This is a genomic window from Streptomyces fractus (assembly GCF_049844455.1).
Taxonomy (GTDB): Bacteria; Actinomycetota; Actinomycetes; order Streptomycetales; family Streptomycetaceae; genus Streptomyces; species Streptomyces fractus.
This window is the reverse complement of record NZ_JBMYHI010000002.1, coordinates 6,496,474-6,519,791: the sequence shown is the minus strand read 5'-3', so window position 1 is coordinate 6,519,791 and position 23,318 is coordinate 6,496,474. Positions and strand designations below refer to the sequence as shown.

Genomic DNA, 23,318 nt, shown 5'->3' with positions numbered 1-23,318 from the left:
CTTGAATCAGGGCCACGCCGACGTGTAGTCGGGCTCCGCGCCCACGTACCGCGCACACGCGTCCGTCAGGGTCTCCAGCAACGTGAGCGGATCGGGAAGCGGATGCTCCGGGCCGCGGATCCAGAACACGGACCGCTCACCGGGCAGCCGGGCCGGCGGCACGAGCACGTACGACCCACGGCAGTGCCACCGCAGCCCGGGGTGCTCGTCCATGGTCTCGGGGTGGCAGTCCAGTTCGCAGGGCCACCACTCGTCCTCCTCGTCCGGCGTCCCTCGCGTCGCCGTGAAGAAGAGCATGCGGTCACCGCCGGACTCGGCGACGGGGCCGACCTCGATCCCGGCGGCCAGCAGCCGCTCCAGCGCCTCGTGGCCGGCCTCGAGCGGGACGTCGAGGACGTCGTGGACCATGCCCGTCGCCGTGATGAAGTTGGCCAGCGGCTGGTGTCTCGCCCAGCGCTCGATCTGCGCGCGGTCCGTCGTGGACTGGGTCTGCCAGGCGAAGGAGACGGGGTGCCTGCCGGGGGTCGGACAGCCGACGCGGTTGCACGAGCACCGGTAGTCGGAGGGGTACGCGGCCGGGGCCAGCGGCAGTCCGGCGGCGGCAGCGGCGAAGAGCAGGTCCTCACGGGCCGCGTCGGCGGCCGCGGTGTCCTTCGGGCCGCGCGAGGCCCTCAGCCATCGTGAGAGCCGGCCGCCCGGCGCGCGCCCCTCCGTACCGCTCCGCCCGCCGAATCGGCGGCCCTGCTCCGCGCCCATCAATCCCCTCACCATCGCCGTCGAGCCACTGCTGTCGTGCCGAGTCCGGATGAACCTTGGACCAAAAGTGTCCCACCATCCTGCGCCCCGGGTGGCCACAGTCCACATCCGGGGTGGGTGGGGGCGGACCTTAGGCCCGGGGGCGGGTGCCGATTCCGTAGAGGGCGTACTCGACGATCGTGTCCGCGTAGGCGTGGTCGAGCGGTCCGGTGTTCTGGAGCCAGCGCTGGGCGAGCGGTCCGGAGAACAGGTCGCGGGCGATCAGCGGGTCGACCTCGGCGCGGACCTGGCCGGCCTCCTGCGCGGCGCGCAGCCGGTCGGCGTAGAGGTCGAGGCCCGGCATGAGCAGCCTGGCGACGAACTCCTCGGAGAACGCGCGGTCGGCCAGCCCCTCGGCGGCGAGCGCGCGGGCCGGGGCCTCGAACACGGGGTCCTTGAGTACGTCGACGGTGGCGTGCAGCAGCAGCTTGAAGTCGGCCTCGATGTCGCCGGAGTCGGGCAGGACGGACGGGTCGCCGGGGTAGCCGGGGTGCCGCTCGGCGGCGACTTCCGTGTTGCGCTCGTTGAGGTCGATGAAGGCCTCCATCAGGACCTCGGCCTTCGAGCCCCACCACCGGTAGATCGTCTGCTTGCCGACGCCGGCGCGGGCGGCGATGCCCTCGATGGTGGTGCGCGGGTAGCCGATCTCTCCTACGAGGCCGAGGGCGGCGTCGTAGATCGCGCGGCGGGAACGTTCGCTGCGGCGGGTGGCGTCGGGGACGGCCTTCTTCGCCGACTGGCTCTTCGTTGCTGACATGGTTCGAATGTAGCAGCGGGCGAACCGAGACGGTCCGTCTCGTAATGTCTTGACAAGACGTACCGTCTCGCCCAAGGTGGAGTACACCCAGGAAGCGAGACGATACGTATCGTCACAATGGTTCGAGGAGGACGACCATGACCCGAGGTGGAGCAGGCGGCATGCTGGGCGTCGGCGGCGACCGCAGCAACATGTCCCGCAAGGCGATGCGCGGCGGCGGACGTGGTGGACGCGTCGGTGGCGGGGGCCCCGATCCCGTGGCGCAGAAGCGTGAGCTTCTGCGCAAGCTGAAGGAGAAGCGCGGCACGCACGACGCTTCGTGATCAGGATCAGGAGTGAACCACCCGTTCGGTTCACAGCCCCGAGGGCTCCTCCGGCCGCACCATGGGCTTCCACCCGGACCTGCGGTCATGAGGAGCCCTCATTGCGTAATCCGCGCCTTGTCGAACGTCGCGCCACACCCCGGCGCTATCTCATGTGCCCACCGGCACACTTCAAGGTCACGTACTCGATCAACCCGTGGATGGACCCGGCGAAACCCGTCGACGTCCCGCTCGCGGTCGCCCAGTGGGAGGACCTCAGGGACCGCTACCGCGCGCTCGGCCACACCGTCGAGGTGCTCGCCCCCCGGCCAGGACTGCCGGACATGGTGTTCGCGGCGAACGGCGCGACCGTGGTGGACGGCCGGGTGCTCGGCGCCCGGTTCGCGCACCGGGAGCGGGAGGCCGAGGCCGCCGCGCACCTGGAGTGGTTCCGGGCGCGCGGATACGCGGAGGTGCACGAGCCCGTCCACGTCAACGAGGGCGAGGGCGACTTCGCCGTCACCGCCTCGTACGTGCTCGCGGGGCGCGGCTTCCGGGCCTCGCCGCTGTCGCACGGGGAGGCGCAGGAGGTGTTCGGGCGGCCGGTCGTCGGGCTCGATCTCGTCGACCCGCGCTTCTACCACCTGGACACGGCACTGGCCGTCCTCGACGACACGGACGACTCCGTCATGTACTACCCGGCGGCGTTCTCGCCCGGGAGCCGGGCGGTGCTGCGGCGGATGTTCCCAGACGCGCTGATCGCCTCCGAGGAGGACGCGGTGGCCTTCGGCCTCAACGCGGTGTCGGACGGCCGGAACGTTTTGCTGCCGCAGGGGGCGGTGGGGTTGTTCGGGCCGCTCCGGGAGCGGGGGTTCGTGCCGGTGGGGATGGATCTGGGTGAGTTGTTGAAGGGGGGCGGGAGCGTGAAGTGCTGCACGCTTGAGCTCCGCTGACCGGGCGGCGTGGTCGGGGTCGCGGGGCTCTGCCCCGGGCCCCGCTGCTCAATCGCCGCAGGGGCTTGAATTGCTTGATTGGCCCCACCCGTCGCCCCAATCCGCGTTCCGGGCCTCGCGGTAAGCGGCACCGTGCTTCTTGGTCACCGTCGTCCGTGTCAGGGTTCCGTTCGCCTCGCAGAGGTCGAGGAGGACCTGGCCCTTGCGGGTCTGGGGTTTGCGGATCACGCGCGACGGGGCGGGCGTCGGGGCGGAGCGGGTCGCGGCGACGTAGGCGAACTTCTCGTCCTCGTACGCGAGGGAGCCGCCCTTGACCTGGCGGTGCAGTGAGGAGCGGGCGACGCGCGCCGAGAAGTGGCACCAGTCCGTGCCGGGCACGATGGGGCAGGCCGCGCTGTGCGGGCAGGGTGCCGCGATGTGGAAGCCGGCGGCGATCAGGCGGTCGCGGGCCTCGATGACGCGGGTGTAGCCGTCCGGGGTGCCGGGTTCGATGATCACCACGGCGCCCGTGGCGGCGCGCGCGGCGGCGTCGACCACGGTCGCACGGTCGGCCTCGGTCAGTTCCTTCAGGACGTAGGAGACCGTGACGAGGTCGGCCTCCGGGGCGTCGTGCACGCCGATCCGCCCCCGCTCCCAGCGCACCGATTCCGCCAAGTCGCCCTGAGAGGCGGCCAGTTCGCGGCCGAGGTCGAGCGCGGGCTGCGACCAGTCGACGACCGTCGTGGTCCGCTCCCCCGGCCACACGTCCTGCGCCGCCCACACGGCCGCGCCCGTGCCGCCCCCGATGTCCAGGTGCCCGGCGGGCCGCCAGTCGGCCGCGGCGTCCAGCGCGTCGAGCGCGGAGCGCACCGCTTCGAACGTGGCCGGCATCCGGTACGCCGCGTACGCCACGACGTCCGCCCGCTCGCGCAGGATCGGGGCGTCGGTCGGGGTGGTACCCCGGTAGTTCGCGATGAGCCGCTCGACGGCCTTCGCCGCCTGCGTGGGCGGGAGGCCGTCGAGGAGTCCGGCGAGGGCCGTGCGGAGGGTGTCGGAGGGCGACTGGAGGGGGGCGTTCACCCCGCGATTCTACGGAGCGGTGGCGCCGGCCCAGGTCCGCGTCAGATGACGGCCCGCGCCAGCCGGTTCGCCACCGCCACGCGCGGGCCGTTCGCCGGGCCGCGGCGCCGGGGGTGCACCGTGTTGGCGAGCAGGACCAGGAAGGTGTCCGTCGCCGGGTCGATCACCAGGGACGTCCCCGTGAAACCGGTGTGGCCCGCCGCGCCGCGGCCCGCCAGTTCGCCCATGAACCACGACTGGTCGAGCCGGAAGCCGAGGCCGGGCGGCGTCAGCATCAGGTCGACGAAGTCGGGGCCGAGGATGCGGGCCGTGCCGTAGGAGCCGCCGGTGAGGAGGGTGCGGCACAGGACCGCCAGGTCGTACGCCGTGGAGAAGAGGCCCGCATGGCCGGCCACGCCGCCGAGCGCCCACGCGTTCTCGTCGTGCACCTCGCCGCGCACCATGCCCCGGTCAGCCTTGGCCCAGGGGCGGCGCTGGTCCTCGGTGGCGGCGGCGCCGGGGCGGGGCCCGTACGACGTGGCGGTCATGCCGAGGGGGCGGGTGATGCCCTCGTGGACCAGGACGTCGAGGGGGCGGTCCGTGACCCGCTCGAGGACGTGCTGGAGGAGCAGCATGTTCAGGTCGGAGTACAGGTAGTCACCGGGTGGTGACGACGGCTCCTCCGCGCGCAGCATGGCCGCCCGGGCGGCCGCGTCCGGGGCGTCGTACAGCGGGAGTTCGGGGCGCAGGCCCGAGGTGTGGGTGAGGAGTTCGCGGACCGTGACGCCGTGCCGGGCGGCGCCCGTGAACTCGGGGACGTAGGCGCCGACCTTCGCGTCGATGCCGAGCCTGCCGCGCTCGATCTGCTGCACGGCGGCGATCGACGTGAAGAGCTTGGTGAGCGAGGCCAGGTCGAAGGGGGTGTCGGCGGTGACTGGCACGCGGGAGGCCGGCGGCAGTTCGATCCCGGTGTCCGTCACCTCGTCGTACGACGCGTAGCGCGCCGCCCAGCCGTGCGCCGCTTCCACGGCGATCACCGGGCCGCGCCCCGCGAGCACGACGGCGCCGGCGCACCAGGGCCGCGCTCCCTCGGGCAGCCTGCGCACATCGGAGACGAGCCCGGCGAGCTGCTCCGCGTCGAGCCCTGCCCGCTCGGGGGTGTCGTGGCGCAGTCTGGGCGCGTTCAGCGTGCAGCCACCTCCCCCGCCGCGCGCTGCTGCCAGGGGCGGCAGAGGGTGACGAAGGCGAGCGCGGCGACGAGCCCGCAGACGAGCTGGACCAGCGCCATCGGGACCGCCGTGTGCTCGCCGGCGATGCCGACGAGCGGGGAGGCGATCGCGCCGATCAGGAACGAGGACGTGCCGAGCAGCGCCGACGCGGAGCCCGCCGCGTGCGGGGTGCGCATGAGGGCGAGGGCGTTGGTGTTGGGGGTGGTGAGGGCCATCGACGCCATGAGGACGAAGAGGCCCGCGGCGACGGGGGCGAGGCCCAGTTCCTCCGGGGACCCGAAGACGCCGGTCGCGGCCAGGAGGAGGAAGGCGGCGGCGAGGACGACCATGGTGAGGCCGATGCCGAGCACCTTGTCGAGGTTGACCCGGCCGACGAGCACCTTGCCGTTGAGCTGGCCGACGGCGATCAGGCCGACCGAGTTGAGCCCGAAGAGGAGGCTGAACGTCTGCGGGGACGCCCCGTAGATCTCCTGGATCACGAACGGGGAGGCCGACACGTAGGCGAAGAGCGCGGCGAACGCGAAGCCGCCGACGACCGTGTAGCCGAGGAAGACGCGGTCGGCGAGCAGTCCGCGCATCGTGCGCAGCGCCTCCATGGTGCCGCCGCCGTGCCGCCGCTCGGGCGCGAGGGTCTCCGGCAGGAACTTCCACACGACGGCGGTGAGCGCGATGCCGATGCCGGTGAGCACGACGAAGACGCCGCGCCAGTCGGTGAACCGCAGCACCTGGCCGCCGATCAGCGGCGCGACGATCGGCGCGATGCCGGAGATCAGCATCAGGGACGAGAAGAACCTCGCCATGGCGACGCCGTCGTACAGGTCGCGGACGACGGCGCGAGCGATCACGATGCCCGCCGAGCCGGCGAGCCCCTGGAGCAGCCGGAAGGCGATGAGCAGGGTGGCGTTCGGCGCGAAGGCGCAGATCGCGGTGGCCACGATGTAGATCAGCAGGCTGACGATCAGCGGTCTGCGCCGGCCCCACTTGTCGCTCATCGGGCCGACGACGAGCTGCCCGAGCGCCATGCCGGTCAGGCACGCGGTGAGGGTCAGCTGGGCGGTGGCGGCCGAGGTGTGCAGCACCTCGGTGACCTCCGGCAGGGCCGGGAGGTACATGTCCATGGAGAGCGGCGGTACGGCGGTCAGTCCGCCGAGGATGAAGGTGACGAGAAGGCTCGCGCCGGCCCCGACCACCGCCTTGGGAACGGGCGTTGGGGCGGCACCGCGGACCTCACCGGTCGCGTCCTCCCCCGTGGTGCTCCCGGTGGAACATCCGCTGTCCTTCATCCCGCTGCCCCTCGTTTCCCTTCGCCTCTCCCGGCCATGTGTGCGATTCCCTATGCTCTCAGCTCAGCGGTGCGGTCGAGACCAATATCTGGAGTGGGTGGAGCACGATGGCGAAGCGGGTGCGCTGGGGAATTCTCGCGACGGGCGGGATCGCCGCGTCGTTCACGGCCGATCTGCTCGACCTGCCGGACGCCGAGGTGGTGGCGGTGGCCTCGCGCAAGGAGACCTCGGCGAAGGCCTTCGCGGAGCGCTTCGGGATCGAGCGGGCGTACGGCGACTGGGCCTCGCTCGCCGCGGACGAGGACGTCGACGTCGTGTACGTCGCGACGCCGCACGCCGCGCACCGGGAGGCGGCCGGGCTCTGCCTGGAGGCGGGGCGCCCGGTGCTGTGCGAGAAGGCGTTCACGCTGAACGCGCGGGAGGCGGCGGAGCTGGTGACGCTCGCGCGCTCGCGGGGCGTGTTCCTGATGGAGGCCATGTGGATGTACTGCCATCCGCTGGTGCGGCGCATGAAGGCGCTCGTCGACGACGGGGCGATCGGTGAAGTGCGCACGGTGCAGGCCGACTTCGGGCTCGCGGGCCCCTTCCCGCCCGCGCATCGGCTGCGTGATCCGGCGCAGGGCGGCGGCGCGCTCCTGGACCTCGGGGTGTACCCGGTGTCGTTCGCGCACCTGCTGCTCGGGGAGCCGTCCGGCGTGACGGCGTCCGCGCAGCTCTCCGACGAGGGCGTCGACCTCCAGACCGGGATGCTGCTCTCGTGGGACAGCGGCGCGCACGCGCTGCTGCACTGCGCGCTCAACGCCGGTACGGGGGTGACCGCGTCGGTCACCGGGTCGGCCGGGCGGATCGACGTACCGGCCGGGTTCTTCTCCCCGGAGCGGTTCGTGCTGCACCGGGACGGGCGGGACCCGGAGGAGTTCGTGGCGGCGCCGGAGGACGGGCCGCACGATTCGATGCGGCACGAGGCGATCGAGGTGATGCGGCGGGTCCGGGCGGGCGACACGGAGTCGCCGCTGGTGCCGCTGGAGGGTTCGCTCGCCGTGATGCGGACGCTCGACGCCGTCAGGGAACGGGTGGGCGTCCGCTATCCCGGCGAGCACTGACCGGACCTACGCGGGCTTGAGGCCCGGCTCCCCGGCGACCGTCACGAACGACGCCGCCGTGGTGAGGGCCGCCCCCGGTGTGGTCACCGCGGACACCGTCTTGAAGTCGGACCGTGCCGCTTCCTGCCCCAACTCCACGGTCACGTAGCCGCGTTGACCGTTGTAGTGCTTCATGTGCGGGTTGCGGGCGAGGTAGTTGGCCCAGTTGGACGGCTTGGCGGAGCCGTCCTTGCCGCTGGTGATCGACGTCGTGACGATCTCGGTGCCGACCGTGCGGGAGTCCTGGTCGTCGGCGTCCCGCTTGATGTCCATGGCGTACGAGACGTGGACGTCGCCGGTGAGGACCATCAGGTTCTCGACGCGGGCCGCGTCGGCGCCCTTGAGGATGCGCTCGCGGGAGGCCGGGTAGCCGTCCCAGGAGTCCATGGAGAGCGTCGTGTTGCCCGCGGCGGCGTTGTTGCGGCGGGAGAAGGTGACCTGTTGCGGGACGACGTTCCACAGGGCCCGCGAGTCGCGCCAGCCGTTGGTCAGCCAGCGCTCCTGGGTGAAGCCGGGCAGCGTCTGGGAGGCGGCCTCGGACTCGGGCGTCGGGGTCTTCCAGCCGTCGCCGTTGGCCTGGTCGGTGCGGTACTGGCGGGTGTCGAGGATGTCGAACTGGGCGAGCCGGCCCCAGTGCAGCCGCCGGTAGAGCTTCATGTCGGGGCCGCTCGGCACCTGCGGGCGGCGCAGCGGCTGGTTCTCCCAGTACGCGCGGTACGCGGAGGCGCGGCGCAGCAGGAACTCCTCGGGCGGGTCGCCGTTCTCGTCGGTGTCGCCCGCGTAGTTGTTCTCGGTCTCGTGGTCGTCCCAGGTGACGACGAAGGGGTGCGCGGCGTGCGCGGCGCGCAGGTCCTCGTCGCTCTTGTAGAGGGCGTACCGCAGCCGGTAGTCCTCCAGTGTCATGGTCTCCCGGTTGAAGACGTCGGGCAGGACGCGGTCGGTGTAGTTGCGGGCGCCGCCGACGGAGGTGACGGCGTACTCGTAGAGGTAGTCGCCGAGGTGGAGGACGACGTCGACGTCGTCCTCTGCGAGGTGCTTGTACGCGGTGAAGTACCCGTCGTGGTACGCCTGGCAGGACACGGCGGCGAGGGTGAGCGCGGAGGTCTTCGCGCCGGTGGCGGGCGCGGTGCGGGTGCGGCCCGCCGGGCTCACCCAACTCCCCACGCGGAAGCGGTAGTAGTACACGCGCCCGGCGGAGAGCTTGTCGACCTCGACGTGCACGGAGTGGTTGTACTCGGGGTGCGCGGTGGTGGTGCCGCGCCGCACCACGCGCCGGAACTTCTCGTCGAGCGCCAGCTCCCAGGCGACGTCGACGCGGGAGGCGGGCAGCCCGCCGCCGGTCTCGTACGGGGACGGGGCGAGCCGCGTCCACAGCAGCACGGAGTCGGGCAGCGGGTCGCCGGAGGCGATGCCGAGCGTGAACGGGTCGCTCTTGATCTTCTTGGCGTCGAGCTCGGCGGCGGCCGCGACGCCCGCGGTCGGCAGATTGGTCGCGAAGGCGAGCGCGGCGGCGGCGCCCGTGACGGTAAGGAATCTTCTGCGGCCCAAGTGCTGGGCGGCGACTCGGAGTTCCGGGGAGTGCTGCGGTATGCGAGGCATGGAACGCTATTGCAGTGGCCCGCGACGACGCCCGACTGTCACGTACACAACAGCCACATGGCGGAGCGATGATCTCCGCGTGGCCGCGCGACCCGTACGCTGCGGCCCCATGAACGAACAGCAAACGCACCCGACGCCGCGCACCGCCGTCGTCACCGGCGCGGGGTCCGGCATCGGCCGCGCCGTCGCCCTCGAACTGCTGCGCGCGGGCTGGCGCGTGGCCCTCGCGGGCCGTCGCACGGAGACCCTGGAGGCGACCGCGGCGCTCGCCCCGGACACCGGATCGCTCGTGGTCCGCGCGGACGTGTCCCGCCCCGAGGACGTCACCGCCCTCTTCTCCGCGGCCCGCGACCGCTTCGGCCGCCTCGACCTGCTCTTCAACAACGCGGGCACGTTCGGTCCCGGCGGCGTGGGCATCGAGGACCTGGAGTACGGCGCGTGGCGGCAGGTCGTCGACGTGAACCTCAACGGGGCGTTCCTGTGCGCGCAGGCCGCGTTCCGACAGATGAAGGAGCAGGACCCGCAGGGCGGCCGGATCATCAACAACGGCTCCATCTCGGCGCACGCGCCGCGCCCGCGCTCGATCGCGTACACGACGACGAAGCACGCCCTCACGGGCCTGACGAAGTCGCTCTCCCTGGACGGCCGCCCCTACCGGATCGCCTGCGGCCAGATCGACATCGGCAACGCGGCGACCGACATGACCGAGGCCATGCGGCGCGGCGTCCCGCAGGCGAACGGCGAGCTGGTGGCGGAGCCGGTGATGGACGTCGGGGACGTGGCCCGCACGGTGCGGCACATGGCGGAGCTGCCGCTGGAGGCCAACGTCCAGTTCGCGACGGTCCTGGCGACGAACATGCCGTACATCGGCCGGGGCTGAGCCCCGCCGCCTGTTTGCGTGCTAGATCCACTGAACTAATGTCACTCGAACGGGCCCGCGCACCGCGTGCGGGCCGGACGAGTGCCGGACGGTGAAGTCATGACCTGTTCACGTTTTCGTACGTCTCGTAATTCCTGTCCCGGGCGCCGCGATCTCGGGCTCCTCGCGCTGCGGATCGGCACCGGCGGGGTGCTCGCCGCGCACGGCGCGCAGAAGCTCCTCGGCTGGTTCGGCGGCGGCGGCGTGTCCGGCACGGCCGCCGGCATGGAGGCCATGGGGTACCACCCGCCGAAGGCGAGCGCCATCGCCGCGGGGCTCGGGGAGGCGGGCGGCGGGGTGCTGCTCGCGCTCGGGCTCGCGACGCCGGTGGGCGGCGCGGCCGCCGCGGGGACCATGGCGGGCGCGGCCGCGGTGCACGCCCCGAACGGGTTCTTCGCGCAGGGCGGAGGCTACGAATACCCGGCGTTCCTCGGCTTCGTCGCGGCGGGCCTCGCGGTGACCGGCGCGGGCCGCTACTCCCTGGACCACGCGCTGGGCCACCGCCTCGACCGGCACTGGATGGTGCCCGCGGCGCTGGTCGGGGCGGGCGCGGCGGCGATGGCCGTGGTGGCGTCCCGCAACAAGCAGGTGGCCGCGAAGCAGGACGAGAAGGAAGAGGAATAGCCTCGTCGTCCGTGACGACGAACGACGACAGCGAACTGTGGGCGACCCTCGACCGGCTGCGCGCCTGGCTCGACGCCAACAACGCCCGCCCGCCCCAAGAAGCCCTCCTCCTACGGATGTTGAAGCTGTCGGAGGAGGTCGGCGAGGTCTCCGAGGCGGTGATCGGCGCGGTCGGCCAGAACCCGCGCAAGGGCGTCAGCCACTCGTGGGGTGACGTCGAGTCGGAGCTGTGCGACGTGGTCGTGACGGCACTGGTCGCCCTCGGCACGCTCACGCCCGACCCGAGGGAGGCGCTGCGCGCGCATGTGGCAGCCGTAGCGAAACGCTCCCTGGACCATTCAAGCCCCTGCGGCGATTGAGCCGCTCAAGCCCCTGCGGCGATTGAGCAGGCGGCTCCCCGGGCCGACCCCCGGGGCTCTGCCCCGGACCCCGCTCCTCAATCGCCGGAGGGGCTTAGATGGCTCAGTCGCCGCGGCACCACGCCGAGCTCCTCGTCCAGCTCCCGCGCCAGCGTCTCCTCGGCGCTCTCCCCCGGCTCGGGCTTCCCGCCCGGCAGATAGAAGACGTCGGGCGCGGCCCGCTTGCTGACGACGAGCAGCCGCCCTTCCTCGACGACCGCCGCGGCGACCACGTCCATGACCGTTCCTTGCTTCATACGCGGATTCTCCCCCGGTTACGCTGGCGGGGATCATTGGCCACGGATCGCAGGGGGCACGGAGTGGACGGCATCGTCACGGCGGTCAGCAGCAACGGTACGTACTCGTTCACCAAGCCGAACCGGGAGAGCATCACGCTGCTCGCGGGGCTCGGTGTCGAGGGCGATGTGCACGCGGGGGTCACCGTCAGGCACCGCTCGCGCGTCGCCCAGGACCCGACGCAGCCGAACCTTCGCCAAGTGCACCTGATGCACGAGGAGTTGTTCGAGGAGGTCGCCGGGGCGGGGCACGCGGTGCGGCCCGGCGACCTCGGCGAGAACGTCACCACGCGCGGCGTCGACCTGCTCGCCCTGCCCACCGGCACCCTGCTGCGCTTCGGCGAGGGCGGCGCCGTCGTCGAGATCACGGGCCTGCGCAATCCGTGCGTACAGATCGAGGCGTTCCAGGACGGGCTGCTCAAGCGGGTCGTGGGCCGGGATCCGGAGACCGGGGGGACGGTCCGGAAGGCCGGGATCATGAGCGTCGTACGGGAGGGTGGTGAGGTCAGGCCCGGTGACGCGATCCGGGTGACGCTGCCCGCCGAGCCGTTCCGGCCCCTCGAAAGGGTCTGAAACCCCGCACCGGCAGGGCGCGTCAGGTGAACGGCTACCATCGCCGCCATGACTGACAGGCACCGAAGCACCGAACTCCCGCGCCTGGGTGTGGCCATCGTCACGATGGGCAACCGCCCCAAGGACGTGGATGCCCTCCTGGAATCGGTGGCCAAGCAGGATGCGGTGCCGACCCGCGTGGTCATGATCGGGAACGGTGCGCCGCTGCCCGTGTACTCCGGTTATCCGTTCGAGGTCACGACGGTCGAGCTGGACGACAACCTCGGCTGCCCCGGCGGCCGCAACGTCGCCCTCGCCCGGCTGCGTGAGTTCGGCGACGTGGACGTGGCCGTCGAGCTGGACGACGACGGGCTGCTCGTCGACGCCGACGTGTTCTCCACCATTCAGCGCCTGTACGCCGAGGACCCGGAGCTCGGCGTCGTCGGCTTCCGCATCGCCGACGAACACGGCGAGACGCAGCGCCGCCACGTTCCGCGGCTGCGCGCGAAGGACCCGATGAAGCGGGGCCTCGTGACCGCGTTCCTCGGCGGCGGCCACGCCTTCTCGATGGACATGCTCGCCGAGACCGGCGACTGGCCCGCCGACTTCTTCTTCACGCACGAGGAGACGGACCTCGCCTGGCGCGCGCTCGACGCCGGCTGGAAGGTCCTCTACGAACCGTCCCTCCTGCTCCAGCACCCCAAGACGTCCCCGGCCCGGCACGCCGTCTACCACCGGATGACCGCCCGGAACCGGGTGTGGCTGGCCCGCCGCCGCCTCCCCCTCCCGCTGATCCCGCTGTACCTGGCGGTGTGGACCGGCATCACGCTGCTGCGCACCCGGTCGCTCGGCGGCCTGCGCGCCTGGGCGGGCGGCTTCGCGGAGGGCATCCGCGCGTCCGCCGGCGAACGCCGCCCGATGCGCTGGCGCACGGTGTGGCGCATGACACGACTGGGCCGCCCGCCACTGATCTGACGTTACGGGGGCGGCGGCGCGCCCGAAGGTGCTTCGCTGGCCCCATGATTGTCGTCGCCACCAGCGTCATAGCGGTCCTCGGCACCCTGCTGGGCGCCGCCCTGAGCCACGTACTGCAGAGCCGCACGGCCGCCCGCGGCCAGGACTTCACGCGCGCCGAACGGCTTCGCCAGGAACGCATCGACGCCTACTGCGCGTTCGGCGGCGCGCTCGCCAACTACCGCAGGGGGCAGCTGGATCGCTGGTTCCCCGAACACGTCGACCGGCCCGGCGAGACGGCCGACGTCCACGAACTGCGGCGCGAGGCATACCGGTTGAGGGCGGCGGCCATGGAGGCGATGTTCCGGGTCGAACTGCTCACCAAGTCCCCGCCGCTGACCGCGCTCGCCCAGGAGGCGATGGCATCCGTCGACCGCATCACCACGGCCGACGACCGCGAGGAACTCCGGGTCGTACGGGACGAGTCGCGCGGCCTGATGCACGCGTTCATCGCGGCGTCACGCCCCCACGTGGGCCTGTCGTGACGGGCCTCAGATCGACTCCAGGCTCCGCCCCGTCGTACGCGGTCCGAGCAGCCGCACGTTCAGGCACAGGACCAGCATCAGTGCGCCCGATCCGATGAAGACCGCGTTCGCGCCCAGGTCGTCGAGCACGTCGATCGCGATGAACGGCAGCACCACCGAGGTGAGGCGGGACAGCGAGTACGCGATGCCGATGGCGCTGGAGCGCATGCCCGTCGGGAAGATCTCCGTCTGGTAGACGTGGAAGGCGTTCGAGAAGACGTTGGAGCACACGGTGAGCAGGAAGCCCGCCCCGACGATCAGCCAGGACGCCTCCGCGAACCCGAAGACCAGGCCGAACGCGGCGATCCCGAGCGCCGACAGGATGATGAGCGTGCGCCGCTCGATGCGGTCGATGAGCGGCACGGACAACGCCGAGCCCACCGGGTAGCCGAGGTAGCTGAGGGCCGCGTACGAGAGGGACTCCGTGACGGTGTGCCCCTTGGCCTGCAACACGACGGGGGCCAGCGAACCGAAGCCGTAGTAGCCGACGGTCTGGAGGATCTGGAAGATCCACCACATGACGGTGCGGCGCGCGTACGGGGGCTTGAACATGTCGCCGAGCGGCACCTTCTTGGCCGGCCCCGCCGGGGTCGCGGTCTCGGGGCTCTGCCCCGGACCCCGCTGGCTCTCGTCCAAAAGCGGGGCTTGATGTGACTGAGCGGCGATGGCTCGCACCACCGCGTCCGCCTCCGCCGTCCGCCCCCGCGAGGCCAGCCAGCGCGGCGACTCCGGCAGCCGGGTCCGCAGGACCTGGATGAACGCGGCGCCGAGCGCGCCCGCGACGAGCAGCCAGCGCCAGCCGTCGACGCCGAACAGCTCGTGCCTGGCGATGAGCCGCGCACCGAGCAGCGCCGCGACGGGCACGCCGACGAAGCCGAGGGTGTAGGCCCAGGCGATGTAGCGGCCGCGCACCTTGCGCGGCAGGAATTCCGCCAAGTACGTGTCGACAAGCACCAGTTCGGCGCCGAGGCCGAGACCGGCGAGGAAGCGGAGCACGGAGAGCTGGGTCGCGTCCTGGGAGAAGGCGCAGGCCAGCGAGAACAGCGAGTAGAGCCCCAGGTTGACCAGGAACATCTTCCGCCGCCCGAACCGGTCGGCGAGCACGGACAACACGTTCGCGCCGACGAACATGCCCAGGAACCCGGAGGCGATCAGCCACGACTTCTCGGTGGCCGACAGCTGCCAGGACTCGGCGAGCGCGGCGGCGAGCACGCCGCCGAGGAACACCTCGTAGAGGTCGAAGAAGGCTCCTACGCCGACGATCGCGGTCAGCCGTCGGTGCCACGGACCGACGGTCAGGCGGTCGAGCCTGCCGACCGGGTCCGTCGTGTCGTTCATGTCCGGGGTTGCGGCAGCCCCCGTGACGCCGTGCTCACTCATACGCACAGACGCTAGCTGTAAGCGGCACGTAAATGAAGAGGCAATTCCTCTTCCTCCGCACCTTCCTCACCTGCGCATACGCCCCAGGGGTCGGTCGAAGGGGCCACCGACGGGACCCGTACGTCCTTACATGTGCATTACTCGCATACTGGACATAATCCTTCTTCTCTCGAAAGGCGGGCCCATGTCCTCGAACGACCACGACACCACCGGCACAGCACTGGACGTCGGCGAGTGGGCCGCGTTCGACAGCGGCCTCGAAGTGACGATCGACGAGCTCGAGCCCTTCGCGCCCACGTACCTGGACCGGGACCACGAGGACGGCGACACCTACGTCCGCTTCACGGTCCGCGCGAAGAACATGGCCCCCGGCGTACGCCGCGCCATGCGCGCGCACCACGCCGAGCACCCGCGCCGCGCGCCGCGCAGGGGCTACGCCAGCGAGGCCGCGCACACGAGGGCGGTCGAGCAGCACACCAAGGAGCGCACCGACGCGCTGCGCCGCGCGAAGGCGGGGGTGCGGATGCGCCTCACCGCCCGCGTCCAGGTGTGGGCGGGCGATGCCCGGGCCGTCCGCTCCTACGACGCCGGCCAGGACATCCTCGCCGGCCTGCACACGGAGGTGCGCCGCCGCCGCACCCGCACCGCGACCTACGTCTTCCGCGTGCCGGCGGGCGGCCTTGACGACCTGCGCATACGCCTGAGCCCCGCGGTGAACGGCACGACCCGCGAGTCCGCCGACTGGACGGCGTCCCTCCCGGCCCCGCCGGAGGACCTCCTCGACGACTCCCTCGTACGGGAGCCGGAGGAGCACACGGACACCGAGGACGTCACGGACGAGGACGACCACACGGAGCACGAGCCCAAGAAGCGCAAGCAGCGCCGCCAGGAGAAGCGGGAGCACCGCCGGCAGCAGATCCGCTCGACCCATGGCGCGGCGCTCTGAGGCACGCCGGAGCGGTGGAAGTGGAAGGGGGGGCAGACGAGTCGGGCTGTACGCCGGGTTCTGTGCCCCGGGACCTCGCGGTCGTCGGGGCGACGGCCATCCATCTAGGACCGGCGTTGCCACCGGCCTCCTGCGGTCTACCCGCGAACATCGGGCGGGCAGCCCTCGATCGTCCGCGCAGAACCGTCTCCGAGGAGGCGGTCCCTCTTGACCTTGCTCCAGGTGGGGTTTACCTAGCCGCCTGAGTCACCTCAGGCGCTGGTGGTCTCTTACACCACCGTTTCACCCTTACCCGGCGCCTGAGCACCGGGCGGTCTGTTTTCTGTGGCACTGTCCCGCGGGTCACCCCGGGTGGCCGTTAGCCACCACCTTGCCCTGTGGAGCCCGGACGTTCCTCGGGAGGTTCCTCAAGAACCCCACGCGACCGTCCGCCCGGCTCGTCTGCCGTGCGGCCATCCTACCTGCCGGTGCGGAGGGCCCCGTCCGCTTGACCCTGCCGTAGCGTCAACGTTTCTACTGAGGTCATGCGGATCGGAGAGCTGGCCCGGATCGTCGGTGTCACCACACGCGCCATCAGGCACTATCACCACCTCGGGCTGCTGCCCGAGCCCGAGCGCCTTGCCAACGGGTACCGGAGGTACGGGCTGCGGCACGCCGTCGAGCTCGCCCGGATCCGGCGCCTGACCGAGCTGGGGCTCGGCCTGCCCGAGGTGCGGGACGTGCTGGCGGAGGACGCGGGGCGGGACCTCGTGGAGGTGCTCGGTGAGCTGGACGCCGATCTGGCGCGGCAGGAGGCGGCCATCCATGAGCGGCGGACACGGCTGCGGGATCTGCTGTCCGACGCCGAGCGGGGACGGCTGCCCGCCGATGGGCCGCTGTCTCCCGAACTGACCGCGTTCCTCGGCGAGTTGGACGACGAACTGGCCGACTCCCCCATGGCCGCCAAGGACCGCGAGGTGCTCGCCCTCCTCGACACGGCGGCGCCGCCCGAGGAACGCGAGCGGCTGATGTCGGCGCTGCTGCCCACCCTGTCCGGGCCCGACGCCCTTGCCGCCGCCCGCGACGTGTACGCGCGGCTCGACGCGCTCGCCGACGCCCCCGTGGACGATCCCCGGGTGGCCGGGGCGGCGCGGTCGCTGGCCGCGTGCGTACCGCCGGACCTGCCGACCGGCGAGGCCCTGACGGACGGGAACTCCCTGCTCGACACCTTCCTCGCCGACTTCTCCCCCGCCCAGGCCGAGGCCGTCCGGCGCGCGCTGCGGATGGCCGCCGATGGCGGTGCGCCGTGACGGCCCTGCGGACGGCGTCGCGCGCCCTCGCCTACGCCGCCCTGGCCGCCGAACTGGTCTTCGCTGTCTGCCTGTTGGCGGGTACGCGGCCGTCCCGCGGCGTCGAGGCGGCGAGCGTCGCGGTGCTCGTCGTCGAGGTCTGCGGGCTCGCCGTGCTGTACCGGCGCGGCGGCCGGGACGCCGTGCGGGAGGTCGTGCCCGCCGGGGTCCGCCGGATCCTCGGGCACGAGCTGCGGGTGTTCGCGAGCCTCGGGCGATGGGTGGCGCGGCGGCGGCACGGCGTCCCGGCGGGGGCGAGCGCCTTTCCGTACGCGCGCGGCCAGGCCGTGATGATGTACGGCCTCACGTTCGTGTGCGTCGTCGAGTCCTTCGGGATGTGGGCGCTGCTGCGGAACTGGCCGACGCTCCACCACATCGTCCTGTTCCTCGACGTCTACACGGTGCTGATGATGCTCGGCCTGCACGCCGCGTCCGTCACGCGGCCGCACGTGGTCACCGCCGACGCGCTGCGGGTGCGCCGCGCCGCCCATGTCGACCTGCGGATACCGCTGGAGCGGATCGCGTCGGTGCGCCGCGAGAACAAGTACACGCACACGCCACGCGAGGGCGAGCTGAACCTGGACGTCGGCTCCCAGACCAGCATCACCCTCGAACTCGCCGATCCCGTACGACACTTCACGTTCCTCGGCCACCCGAAGGACGTTCACCTGGTGCGCTTGCACGCGGAGGATCCCGACCTGTTGGCACGCACCCTGGAGCAGCGGCTCACGCCGGCGTGAACAGCACCTTCGTCGTGCCGGGGTCCGCCTGCGTGAGGCGGACCCGCAGCCGCTCCCCCAGCGGCAGCGCGGACGTACCGCCCTCGACCCGGGCGACAACGGCGGGCTCGGTCAACTGCACGGTCCCGGCGGCCGGTTGGCGGTCCTTCACGTCCACCACGACGGCGTCGAAGACGTCGCCGACCCGGTGCTCAAGAAGGGCCGCCTCGACGATGTCGACGCACTCGCGCTCCACGGTGTTCGCGCGCCGGGTGCCCTCGGCCATCTCCTTCGGGAGGCCGTCCAACGACGTCAACACCCATTCGGGGACGCCGCGCCCGGCGCACGCGGCGAGGCACAGCTCGGACGCGTAGCGGTCGACGAGGCGGCGCAGCGGGGCGGTGCAGTGGGTGTAGGGCGCGGCGACGGCGGCGTGCGTGGCGAGAGCCGGGGGCTCGCCACCGCTGAAGGCCGTGTAGCCCGCGCCGCGCAGCAGCGTCGTGCACTCCTGGAGGAACGCGGCGTGGTGCGGGATGCGCGGATCGAGGGAGCGGACGAGGTCGGAGTACGGGACGTGGTGCGGCCACTCGATGTGCAGGGCCTTCGCGGTGCGGCGCAGCCGGCCGACCGCGCCGTCGGGGGCGGTCGGCAGGGTGCGCAGGATGCCGGTGCCCGAGGCGAGCATCAGGTCCGCGGCGGCCATGCCGGTGAGGAGGGAGATCTGGGCGTTCCACGCGTCGGCGGGCAGCGGGGCCCGGTAGGCGAGTTCGTACGCGGTGTCGCTCGCGACGATCTCCTGCTCGGGCACGTCGAGCGAGATGCCGCCGCGTTCGACCTCCAGCTGTTCGCGCAGCAGCCCGATGTCCTTGAGCAGGGCGACCGGCTCTTCGGCGGACCCGTCGTCGATGGCCGTCTGCACGCCCTCGTAGTTCAGTTTGGCGCGGCTGCGCACCAGGGCCCGTACGACGTCGGTGGTCTCGGGGCGCCCGTCCGCGTCCAGGTCGATGGTCCACAGGACGGCCGGGCAGGTCTGGTCCGGGAGCAGGCTCGCCGCGCCCTCGCTGAGCACGGGCGGGTGCAGCGGGACCTTCTCGTCGGGGAAGTACAGGGTCGTCACGCGGCGGTGCGCCTCGGCGTCGAGGGGGCCGCCGGGCGTGACGTACGCGGCGACGTCGGCGATCGCGTACCGCACGCGGTAGCCGCCGCCGGGGCGCCGGGACAGGTGCATGGCCTGGTCGAGGTCGGTCGACGTGGGCGGGTCGATCGTGAAGAACGGGATCGCCGTCTCGTCGCGGTCCGGCAGCCAGGGCGGCGCGGCGGCGACGCGCTCCGCTTCCGCGGCCACGTCGGCCGGGAACTCCTCGGGCACGTCCAGCTTCGTACGCAGTTCACGCAGCACGGCACCGAGCGGCTCCCGCGCCGCGCCGGTCACTCGGAGGTGGCGACGGGGCATGGGTCGAGCGTAGAAGGCGGTGGCGGGGTCGGCACGCCGTACGCTGGTGCGTCGATCGACCCGTGTTCCCGTACGTGCTTGAGGAGTGCCCCGTGCTTGTGCTGTTGCCGCCGTCCGAGGGTAAGGCCGCTTCCGGACGCGGGGCGCCGCTGAAGCCGGAGGGCCTCTCGCTGCCGGGGCTCGCCGAGGCGCGGGCGGCCGTCCTGGACGAGCTGGTGGAGCTGTGCGCGGCCGACGAGGAGAAGGCGCGCGAGGTGCTCGGCCTGAGCGAGGGGCTGCGCGGCGAGATCGCCAAGAACGCGGAGCTGCGCACGGCGGGCGCGCGCCCGGCCGGCGAGATCTACACGGGTGTCCTGTACGACGCCCTGGACCTGGCCTCCCTCGACGCGGCCGCGAAGAAGCGGGCGGCCAGGTCGCTGCTCGTGTTCTCCGGGCTGTGGGGCGCGGTCGGCGTCACCGACCGGATCCCCTCCTACCGGTGCTCGATGGGCGTGAAGCTGCCGGGGCTCGGCGCGCTCGGGGCGTACTGGCGCGGGCCGATGGCCGAGGTGATGCCGGCGGCCGCCGGGGACGGGCTCGTGCTCGACCTGCGCTCGTCGGCGTACGCGAGCGCGTGGAAGCCGAAGCCCGGCGACGGCACGGTCGCGGAGCGGACGGCGACGGTGCGGGTGCTGCACGCGCCGACCCGCAAGGTCGTCTCCCACTTCAACAAGGCGACCAAGGGGCGGATCGTCCGGTCGCTGCTGATGGCGGGGGCCGCTCCGACCGGACCCGCCGAGCTGGTCGACGTGCTGCGGGAGCTCGGGTACGCCGTGGAGGTCGAGGAGCCCGCGAAGGCCGGGCGGCCGTGGAACCTGGACGTGCTGGTGGACGAGGTCCACTGAGACCCGCCGCCCTTCGACCCTGCGATTGCAGCATGTGCAACGCCCTTTGCGCATGTTGCTGCGGGCGAGGCAGGATGGGGCCATGACCTCGACTGCCGCCGCCTCTGCCGGCTCCGCCTCCGTGCTGGATCTCGCCCCCGTCGTCCCCGTCGTCGTGGTGGAGGACGTCGCCGACGCGGTGCCGCTCGCGCGTGCGCTCGTCGCGGGCGGCCTCCCCGCCATCGAGGTGACCCTGCGCACGCCCGCCGCGCTCGACGCGATCCGGGCGATCGCCGCCGAGGTCCCGGAGGCCGTCGTCGGCGCGGGCACCGTGATCTCGCCCGCGAACGTCGCCGACTCGGTGGCAGCGGGCGCCCGCTTCCTGGTCAGCCCCGGCTGGACGGACGTCCTGCTCGACGCGATGAAGGGGTCGGGCGTGCCGTTCCTGCCCGGCGTCTCCACGACGTCGGAGGTCGTGGCGCTGCTCGAGCGCGGCGTGCACGAGATGAAGTTCTTCCCGGCGGAGGCCGCGGGCGGCACCGCGTACCTGAAGTCGCTGGCGGGACCGCTGCCGCAGGCTCGCTTCTGCCCGACGGGCGGCGTCTCGCCGGCCAACGCGCCCGGCTATCTCGCGCTGAAGAACGTCGGCTGCGTGGGCGGCAGTTGGATGCTCCCGGCCGACGCGATCGCGGCGAAGGACTGGGGCCGGGTGGAGGCCCTGGCCCGCGAGGCGTCGTCGCTGCGCTGAGCCCCTACGACCTGAGGTGCGCTGTCTCGTTGAGGCAGCGCACGCTCGCGTTCCCGTCCGCGTAGTACGCGACCGTGGTCAGGGACGCCGCCGCGAGCTCCATGCGGAACATGGCCTCGGCCGGGGCGCCGAGCGCGAGCCGCACCAGCGTCTTGATCGGCGTCACATGGCTGACCAGCAGGGCGGTGCGCCCCCGGTACGCGACGGTCAGCCGGTCCCGGGCCTCGGCGACCCGCTCGGCGACCTCGGCGAAACTCTCGCCGCCACCGGTCGGGGCGGCGTCGGGCGAGGCGAGCCAGGCGTTCAGGTCGTCCGGGTAGCGGGCGCCGGCCTCCTTGAACGTGAGCCCCTCCCACGCCCCGAAGTGCGTCTCGCGCAGCCCGTCGTCGACCCGCACATCGAGCCCGAGGCGCCCGGCGGCGACCTCGGCAGTCTGCCGGCAGCGGGCGAGCGGCGAGGCCACGACCACGTCGATGTCACCGCGGGCGACCAGGGCGTCGGCGGCCTGCTCGGCCTGCCGCCGCCCGACGTCGGAAAGCTCGGGGTCCGCGCCCCCGCTCCCGGAGAACCGCTTCTCGGGAGTCAGCGCGGTCTCCCCGTGCCGCAGCAGCACGAACGTCGAAGGTGACCCGAGGTCTGGGGGTGCCACATCTTTCCCTTTCAGCAGGCCGCACCGGCGTTGCGGTCGCGGGGCTCTGCCCCGCACCCCGCGCCTCAAACGCCGGCGGGGCTGGAGTGGCCTACAGCCCCGACTCCGACGTCCGCACCAGAATCCGCCGACAGTTCTCGCAGCGCAGGACCGCGTCGGGCGCGGCCGCGCGAACCTCGTTCACCTCAGTGATGTTCAGCTCGAGCCGGCACCCCTCACAGCGCCGCTGGAACAGCTTGGCCGCGCCGACCCCGCCCTCCTTCTCGCGAAGCTTGTCGTACAGCTTCAGCAGGTCCGCCGGGATCGACCCGGCGACCACCTCGCGCTCCTTGGCGACGGAGGACAGGTCGGCGTCGATGGCGGCGACCGCCGCGTCGCGCCGCGAGATCGCGTCGTCGGCCTTGGCCTGCACCGAGGACACCCGCTCGGCCAGCTCGCCCGCGCGCTCCTGCGCGGACTCGCGGCGCTCCATGACCTCGAGGACGACGTCCTCCAGGTCACCCTGGCGCTTGGCGAGCGAGGCGATCTCGCGCTGAAGGTTCTCCAGGTCCTTGGGGGACGTGACCGCGCCGGAGTCGAGGCGCTTCTGGTCGCGGGCGGCGCGCTGGCGGACCTGGTCGACGTCCTGCTCGGCCTTGGTCTGCTCGCGGGCGCAGTCGCTCTCCTCGGTCGTCGCCGCGACGTGCAGGTCGCGCAGCTGCGTGAGGTCCTTGGTCAGCGACTCGATCTCGGCGTGCTCGGGCAGCGACCGCTTCTTGTGGGCGAGCTGCTGGAGACGGGTGTCCAGGTCCTGGACGTCGAGAAGACGGATCTGATCGGCGGGCGCGGCGTTCAGTTGGGGGCTCCAAAAGTAGAAACAGACTGGGGGGAGGACGCCGCGTGGGCGGTCCAGGGATCGGTGACCGTCTTCGAGACGTGGACCCGCAGGCCCCATCCCTCACGGTCGGAGATCTCGTCGAGCTGAGCCGCGGCCAGCTCGCACCAGGGCCACTCGGTGGCCCAGTGTGCCGCGTCGAGCAGCGCGAGAGGAGCAGAGGAATCAGACACAGCTTCGCGGGCCTCGCTCACCGGGTGGTGGCGCAGGTCCGCGGTGAGGAAGGCGTCGACACCCGCGGCACGTACATCGTCAAAGAGACTGTCGCCGGAGCCACCGCTCACAGCGATCGTACGCACCGTCGCGTCGAGGTCCCCCGCCACCCGGATCCCCTGCGCCGTCGGCGGCAGCCGGTCGGCCGCGCGGCCCGCGAGTTCGCGCAGCGTCAGCGGGTGCTCGAGCTCGCAGACCCGGCCGAGGCCGCGGCGTCCCGCGGGGTCGGTGGGGTCCGGGACCAGCGGGCGGACGACGCGGACGTCGAGCGCGCCCGCGAGCGCGTCGGAGACGCCGGGGTCGGCCTTGTCGGCGTTGGTGTGCGCGACGTGCAGCGCGATGTCGTTCTTGATCAGTGTGTGGACGGCGCGGCCCTTGAAGTGCGAGGCGGCCACCGTCGTCGTACCGCGCAGGTAGAGCGGGTGGTGGGTGACCAGCAGGTCCGCGCCGAGCTTCACCGCCTCGTCGACGATTCCCTGGACGGGGTCGACCGCGAAGAGCACCCGGCCCACCTCGGCGTCCGGATCCCCGGCGACCGTGCCGACCGCGTCCCATCCCTCGGCGAGGGCCGGGGGCCAGAGGGCTTCGAGGGCGGCGGTTACTTCAGACAGACGGGGCACGCACCCAGGTTACCTGCGCCGCCCGCCCCACCTCCAAGCCCGGCCTGACCGGAGCGAAGGAGCAGGAGAGCACACGGGACCCGCGGTTCACAGCCAATTC

At 72.4% G+C, this 23,318-nt stretch carries 25 protein-coding genes, 1 other RNA gene and 1 pseudogene; 14 read left to right on the top strand and 13 right to left on the bottom strand.

The annotated features are described in order from the left end of the window. Window positions 1-6: 6 nt before the first annotated feature. A complete protein-coding gene (locus ACP4E5_RS31495; RefSeq protein ID WP_425834577.1) occupies window positions 7-756 on the bottom strand; it encodes a bifunctional DNA primase/polymerase in 750 nt (249 codons plus the stop codon). 130 nt (window positions 757-886) lie between these two features. After that, window positions 887-1,552: a TetR/AcrR family transcriptional regulator gene (locus tag ACP4E5_RS31490; protein WP_425834575.1), complete on the bottom strand. Its 666-nt coding sequence runs from the start codon at window positions 1,550-1,552 to the stop codon at window positions 887-889. 137 nt (window positions 1,553-1,689) lie between these two features. Here ACP4E5_RS31490 and ACP4E5_RS31485 point away from each other — a divergent pair, with 137 nt between their 5' ends. Together ACP4E5_RS31485 and ddaH are read left to right on the top strand one after the other, a co-directional pair. Continuing rightward, complete coding sequence (locus ACP4E5_RS31485) at window positions 1,690-1,875, top strand: DUF6243 family protein (RefSeq protein ID WP_425834573.1); 186 nt, start codon at window positions 1,690-1,692, stop codon at window positions 1,873-1,875. A 152-nt stretch (window positions 1,876-2,027) separates the two neighbouring features. After that, window positions 2,028-2,807 carry a dimethylargininase gene (ddaH, locus tag ACP4E5_RS31480; protein WP_425841788.1) on the top strand — a complete coding sequence of 260 codons (780 nt, stop codon included), beginning with the start codon at window positions 2,028-2,030 and terminating at the stop codon, window positions 2,805-2,807. 48 nt (window positions 2,808-2,855) lie between these two features. On the opposite strand, the gene ACP4E5_RS31475 is transcribed toward ddaH, so the two are convergent. From ACP4E5_RS31475 to ACP4E5_RS31465, 3 genes are read right to left on the bottom strand one after another with little or no spacing between them, the layout of a single operon-like run. Then, window positions 2,856-3,866, bottom strand: coding sequence for a small ribosomal subunit Rsm22 family protein (locus ACP4E5_RS31475; RefSeq protein ID WP_425834571.1), 1,011 nt, complete (start codon window positions 3,864-3,866; stop codon window positions 2,856-2,858). 41 nt (window positions 3,867-3,907) lie between these two features. After that, the gene (locus ACP4E5_RS31470) at window positions 3,908-5,077 is read right to left on the bottom strand and encodes a serine hydrolase domain-containing protein (RefSeq protein WP_425841786.1); all 1,170 of its coding nucleotides are present in this window, start codon (window positions 5,075-5,077) and stop codon (window positions 3,908-3,910) included. Next, complete coding sequence (locus ACP4E5_RS31465; protein WP_425834569.1) at window positions 5,029-6,357, bottom strand: multidrug effflux MFS transporter; 1,329 nt, start codon at window positions 6,355-6,357, stop codon at window positions 5,029-5,031. The genes ACP4E5_RS31470 and ACP4E5_RS31465 overlap by 49 nt, the downstream gene beginning before the upstream one ends. 107 nt (window positions 6,358-6,464) lie before the next feature. Here ACP4E5_RS31465 and ACP4E5_RS31460 point away from each other — a divergent pair, with 107 nt between their 5' ends. Then, entirely contained in the window at window positions 6,465-7,460 is a 996-nt protein-coding gene (locus ACP4E5_RS31460; protein WP_425834567.1) for a Gfo/Idh/MocA family protein, read from the top strand. A 6-nt stretch (window positions 7,461-7,466) separates the two neighbouring features. Here ACP4E5_RS31460 and ACP4E5_RS31455 read toward each other — a convergent pair whose 3' ends face one another. Next, window positions 7,467-9,098: an alkaline phosphatase D family protein gene (locus ACP4E5_RS31455; protein WP_425834565.1), complete on the bottom strand. Its 1,632-nt coding sequence runs from the start codon at window positions 9,096-9,098 to the stop codon at window positions 7,467-7,469. A gap of 109 nt (window positions 9,099-9,207) precedes the next feature. Here ACP4E5_RS31455 and ACP4E5_RS31450 point away from each other — a divergent pair, with 109 nt between their 5' ends. The 3 genes from ACP4E5_RS31450 (at window position 9,208) to ACP4E5_RS31440 (ending at window position 11,000) form a co-directional block, all read left to right on the top strand. Continuing rightward, on the top strand, window positions 9,208-9,978 hold the full coding sequence (locus tag ACP4E5_RS31450) for an SDR family oxidoreductase (RefSeq protein WP_425834563.1): 771 nt from the start codon (window positions 9,208-9,210) through the stop codon (window positions 9,976-9,978). Between the two features lie 99 nt (window positions 9,979-10,077). Continuing rightward, window positions 10,078-10,641: a DoxX family protein gene (locus ACP4E5_RS31445; protein ID WP_425834561.1), complete on the top strand. Its 564-nt coding sequence runs from the start codon at window positions 10,078-10,080 to the stop codon at window positions 10,639-10,641. Between the two features lie 11 nt (window positions 10,642-10,652). Then, entirely contained in the window at window positions 10,653-11,000 is a 348-nt protein-coding gene (locus tag ACP4E5_RS31440) for a MazG-like family protein (RefSeq protein WP_425834559.1), read from the top strand. A gap of 77 nt (window positions 11,001-11,077) precedes the next feature. On the opposite strand, the gene ACP4E5_RS31435 is transcribed toward ACP4E5_RS31440, so the two are convergent. Further along, on the bottom strand, window positions 11,078-11,296 hold the full coding sequence (locus ACP4E5_RS31435) for an NUDIX domain-containing protein (RefSeq protein ID WP_425834557.1): 219 nt from the start codon (window positions 11,294-11,296) through the stop codon (window positions 11,078-11,080). 63 nt (window positions 11,297-11,359) lie between these two features. Here ACP4E5_RS31435 and ACP4E5_RS31430 point away from each other — a divergent pair, with 63 nt between their 5' ends. From ACP4E5_RS31430 to ACP4E5_RS31420, 3 genes are read left to right on the top strand one after another with little or no spacing between them, the layout of a single operon-like run. Next, window positions 11,360-11,908, top strand: a complete 549-nt coding sequence (locus ACP4E5_RS31430) for an MOSC domain-containing protein (protein ID WP_425834555.1) — start codon at window positions 11,360-11,362, stop codon at window positions 11,906-11,908. 48 nt (window positions 11,909-11,956) lie between these two features. Continuing rightward, window positions 11,957-12,862 (top strand): glycosyltransferase family 2 protein, encoded by a 906-nt coding sequence (locus tag ACP4E5_RS31425; protein WP_425834553.1) that lies wholly within the window; start codon window positions 11,957-11,959, stop codon window positions 12,860-12,862. Window positions 12,863-12,906: 44 nt separating this feature from the next. After that, window positions 12,907-13,386, top strand: a complete 480-nt coding sequence (locus ACP4E5_RS31420) for a hypothetical protein (protein WP_425834551.1) — start codon at window positions 12,907-12,909, stop codon at window positions 13,384-13,386. 6 nt (window positions 13,387-13,392) lie between these two features. Here ACP4E5_RS31420 and ACP4E5_RS31415 read toward each other — a convergent pair whose 3' ends face one another. Then, a complete protein-coding gene (locus ACP4E5_RS31415) occupies window positions 13,393-14,763 on the bottom strand; it encodes an MFS transporter (protein WP_425841784.1) in 1,371 nt (456 codons plus the stop codon). Between the two features lie 226 nt (window positions 14,764-14,989). Between ACP4E5_RS31415 and ACP4E5_RS31410 the strand changes: the two genes are divergently transcribed. Continuing rightward, window positions 14,990-15,751: a hypothetical protein gene (locus ACP4E5_RS31410; protein ID WP_425834549.1), complete on the top strand. Its 762-nt coding sequence runs from the start codon at window positions 14,990-14,992 to the stop codon at window positions 15,749-15,751. A gap of 33 nt (window positions 15,752-15,784) precedes the next feature. Here the strand turns inward: ACP4E5_RS31410 and rnpB are convergent. Next, an RNA gene (gene rnpB, locus ACP4E5_RS31405) (RNase P RNA component class A) lies at window positions 15,785-16,191 on the bottom strand. A gap of 84 nt (window positions 16,192-16,275) precedes the next feature. On the opposite strand from rnpB, the gene ACP4E5_RS31400 reads away from it, so the two are divergent. Then, the gene (locus tag ACP4E5_RS31400; RefSeq protein ID WP_425834547.1) at window positions 16,276-17,040 is read left to right on the top strand and encodes a MerR family transcriptional regulator; all 765 of its coding nucleotides are present in this window, start codon (window positions 16,276-16,278) and stop codon (window positions 17,038-17,040) included. Continuing rightward, on the top strand, window positions 17,037-17,819 hold the full coding sequence (locus ACP4E5_RS31395; RefSeq protein ID WP_425834545.1) for a hypothetical protein: 783 nt from the start codon (window positions 17,037-17,039) through the stop codon (window positions 17,817-17,819). The genes ACP4E5_RS31400 and ACP4E5_RS31395 overlap by 4 nt, the downstream gene beginning before the upstream one ends. On the opposite strand, the gene ACP4E5_RS31390 is transcribed toward ACP4E5_RS31395, so the two are convergent. Beyond that, window positions 17,806-19,251: an RNB domain-containing ribonuclease gene (locus ACP4E5_RS31390; protein WP_425834543.1), complete on the bottom strand. Its 1,446-nt coding sequence runs from the start codon at window positions 19,249-19,251 to the stop codon at window positions 17,806-17,808. The genes ACP4E5_RS31395 and ACP4E5_RS31390 overlap by 14 nt on opposite strands. A gap of 92 nt (window positions 19,252-19,343) precedes the next feature. Here ACP4E5_RS31390 and yaaA point away from each other — a divergent pair, with 92 nt between their 5' ends. Continuing rightward, a complete protein-coding gene (gene yaaA, locus ACP4E5_RS31385; protein WP_425834541.1) occupies window positions 19,344-20,135 on the top strand; it encodes a peroxide stress protein YaaA in 792 nt (263 codons plus the stop codon). Between the two features lie 82 nt (window positions 20,136-20,217). Further along, the gene (eda, locus tag ACP4E5_RS31380) at window positions 20,218-20,862 is read left to right on the top strand and encodes a bifunctional 4-hydroxy-2-oxoglutarate aldolase/2-dehydro-3-deoxy-phosphogluconate aldolase (RefSeq protein WP_425834539.1); all 645 of its coding nucleotides are present in this window, start codon (window positions 20,218-20,220) and stop codon (window positions 20,860-20,862) included. A gap of 4 nt (window positions 20,863-20,866) precedes the next feature. Here the strand turns inward: eda and ACP4E5_RS31375 are convergent. The 3 genes and pseudogenes from ACP4E5_RS31375 to ACP4E5_RS31365 all read right to left on the bottom strand — a co-directional run. Continuing rightward, a pseudogene (locus ACP4E5_RS31375) lies at window positions 20,867-21,508 on the bottom strand (histidine phosphatase family protein); the annotation flags it as partial. A 94-nt stretch (window positions 21,509-21,602) separates the two neighbouring features. Beyond that, the gene (locus ACP4E5_RS31370; RefSeq protein ID WP_425841781.1) at window positions 21,603-22,346 is read right to left on the bottom strand and encodes a zinc ribbon domain-containing protein; all 744 of its coding nucleotides are present in this window, start codon (window positions 22,344-22,346) and stop codon (window positions 21,603-21,605) included. Next, a complete protein-coding gene (locus tag ACP4E5_RS31365; protein WP_425834537.1) occupies window positions 22,343-23,218 on the bottom strand; it encodes a Nif3-like dinuclear metal center hexameric protein in 876 nt (291 codons plus the stop codon). The genes ACP4E5_RS31370 and ACP4E5_RS31365 overlap by 4 nt, the downstream gene beginning before the upstream one ends. Between the last annotated feature and the right edge of the window lie 100 nt (window positions 23,219-23,318).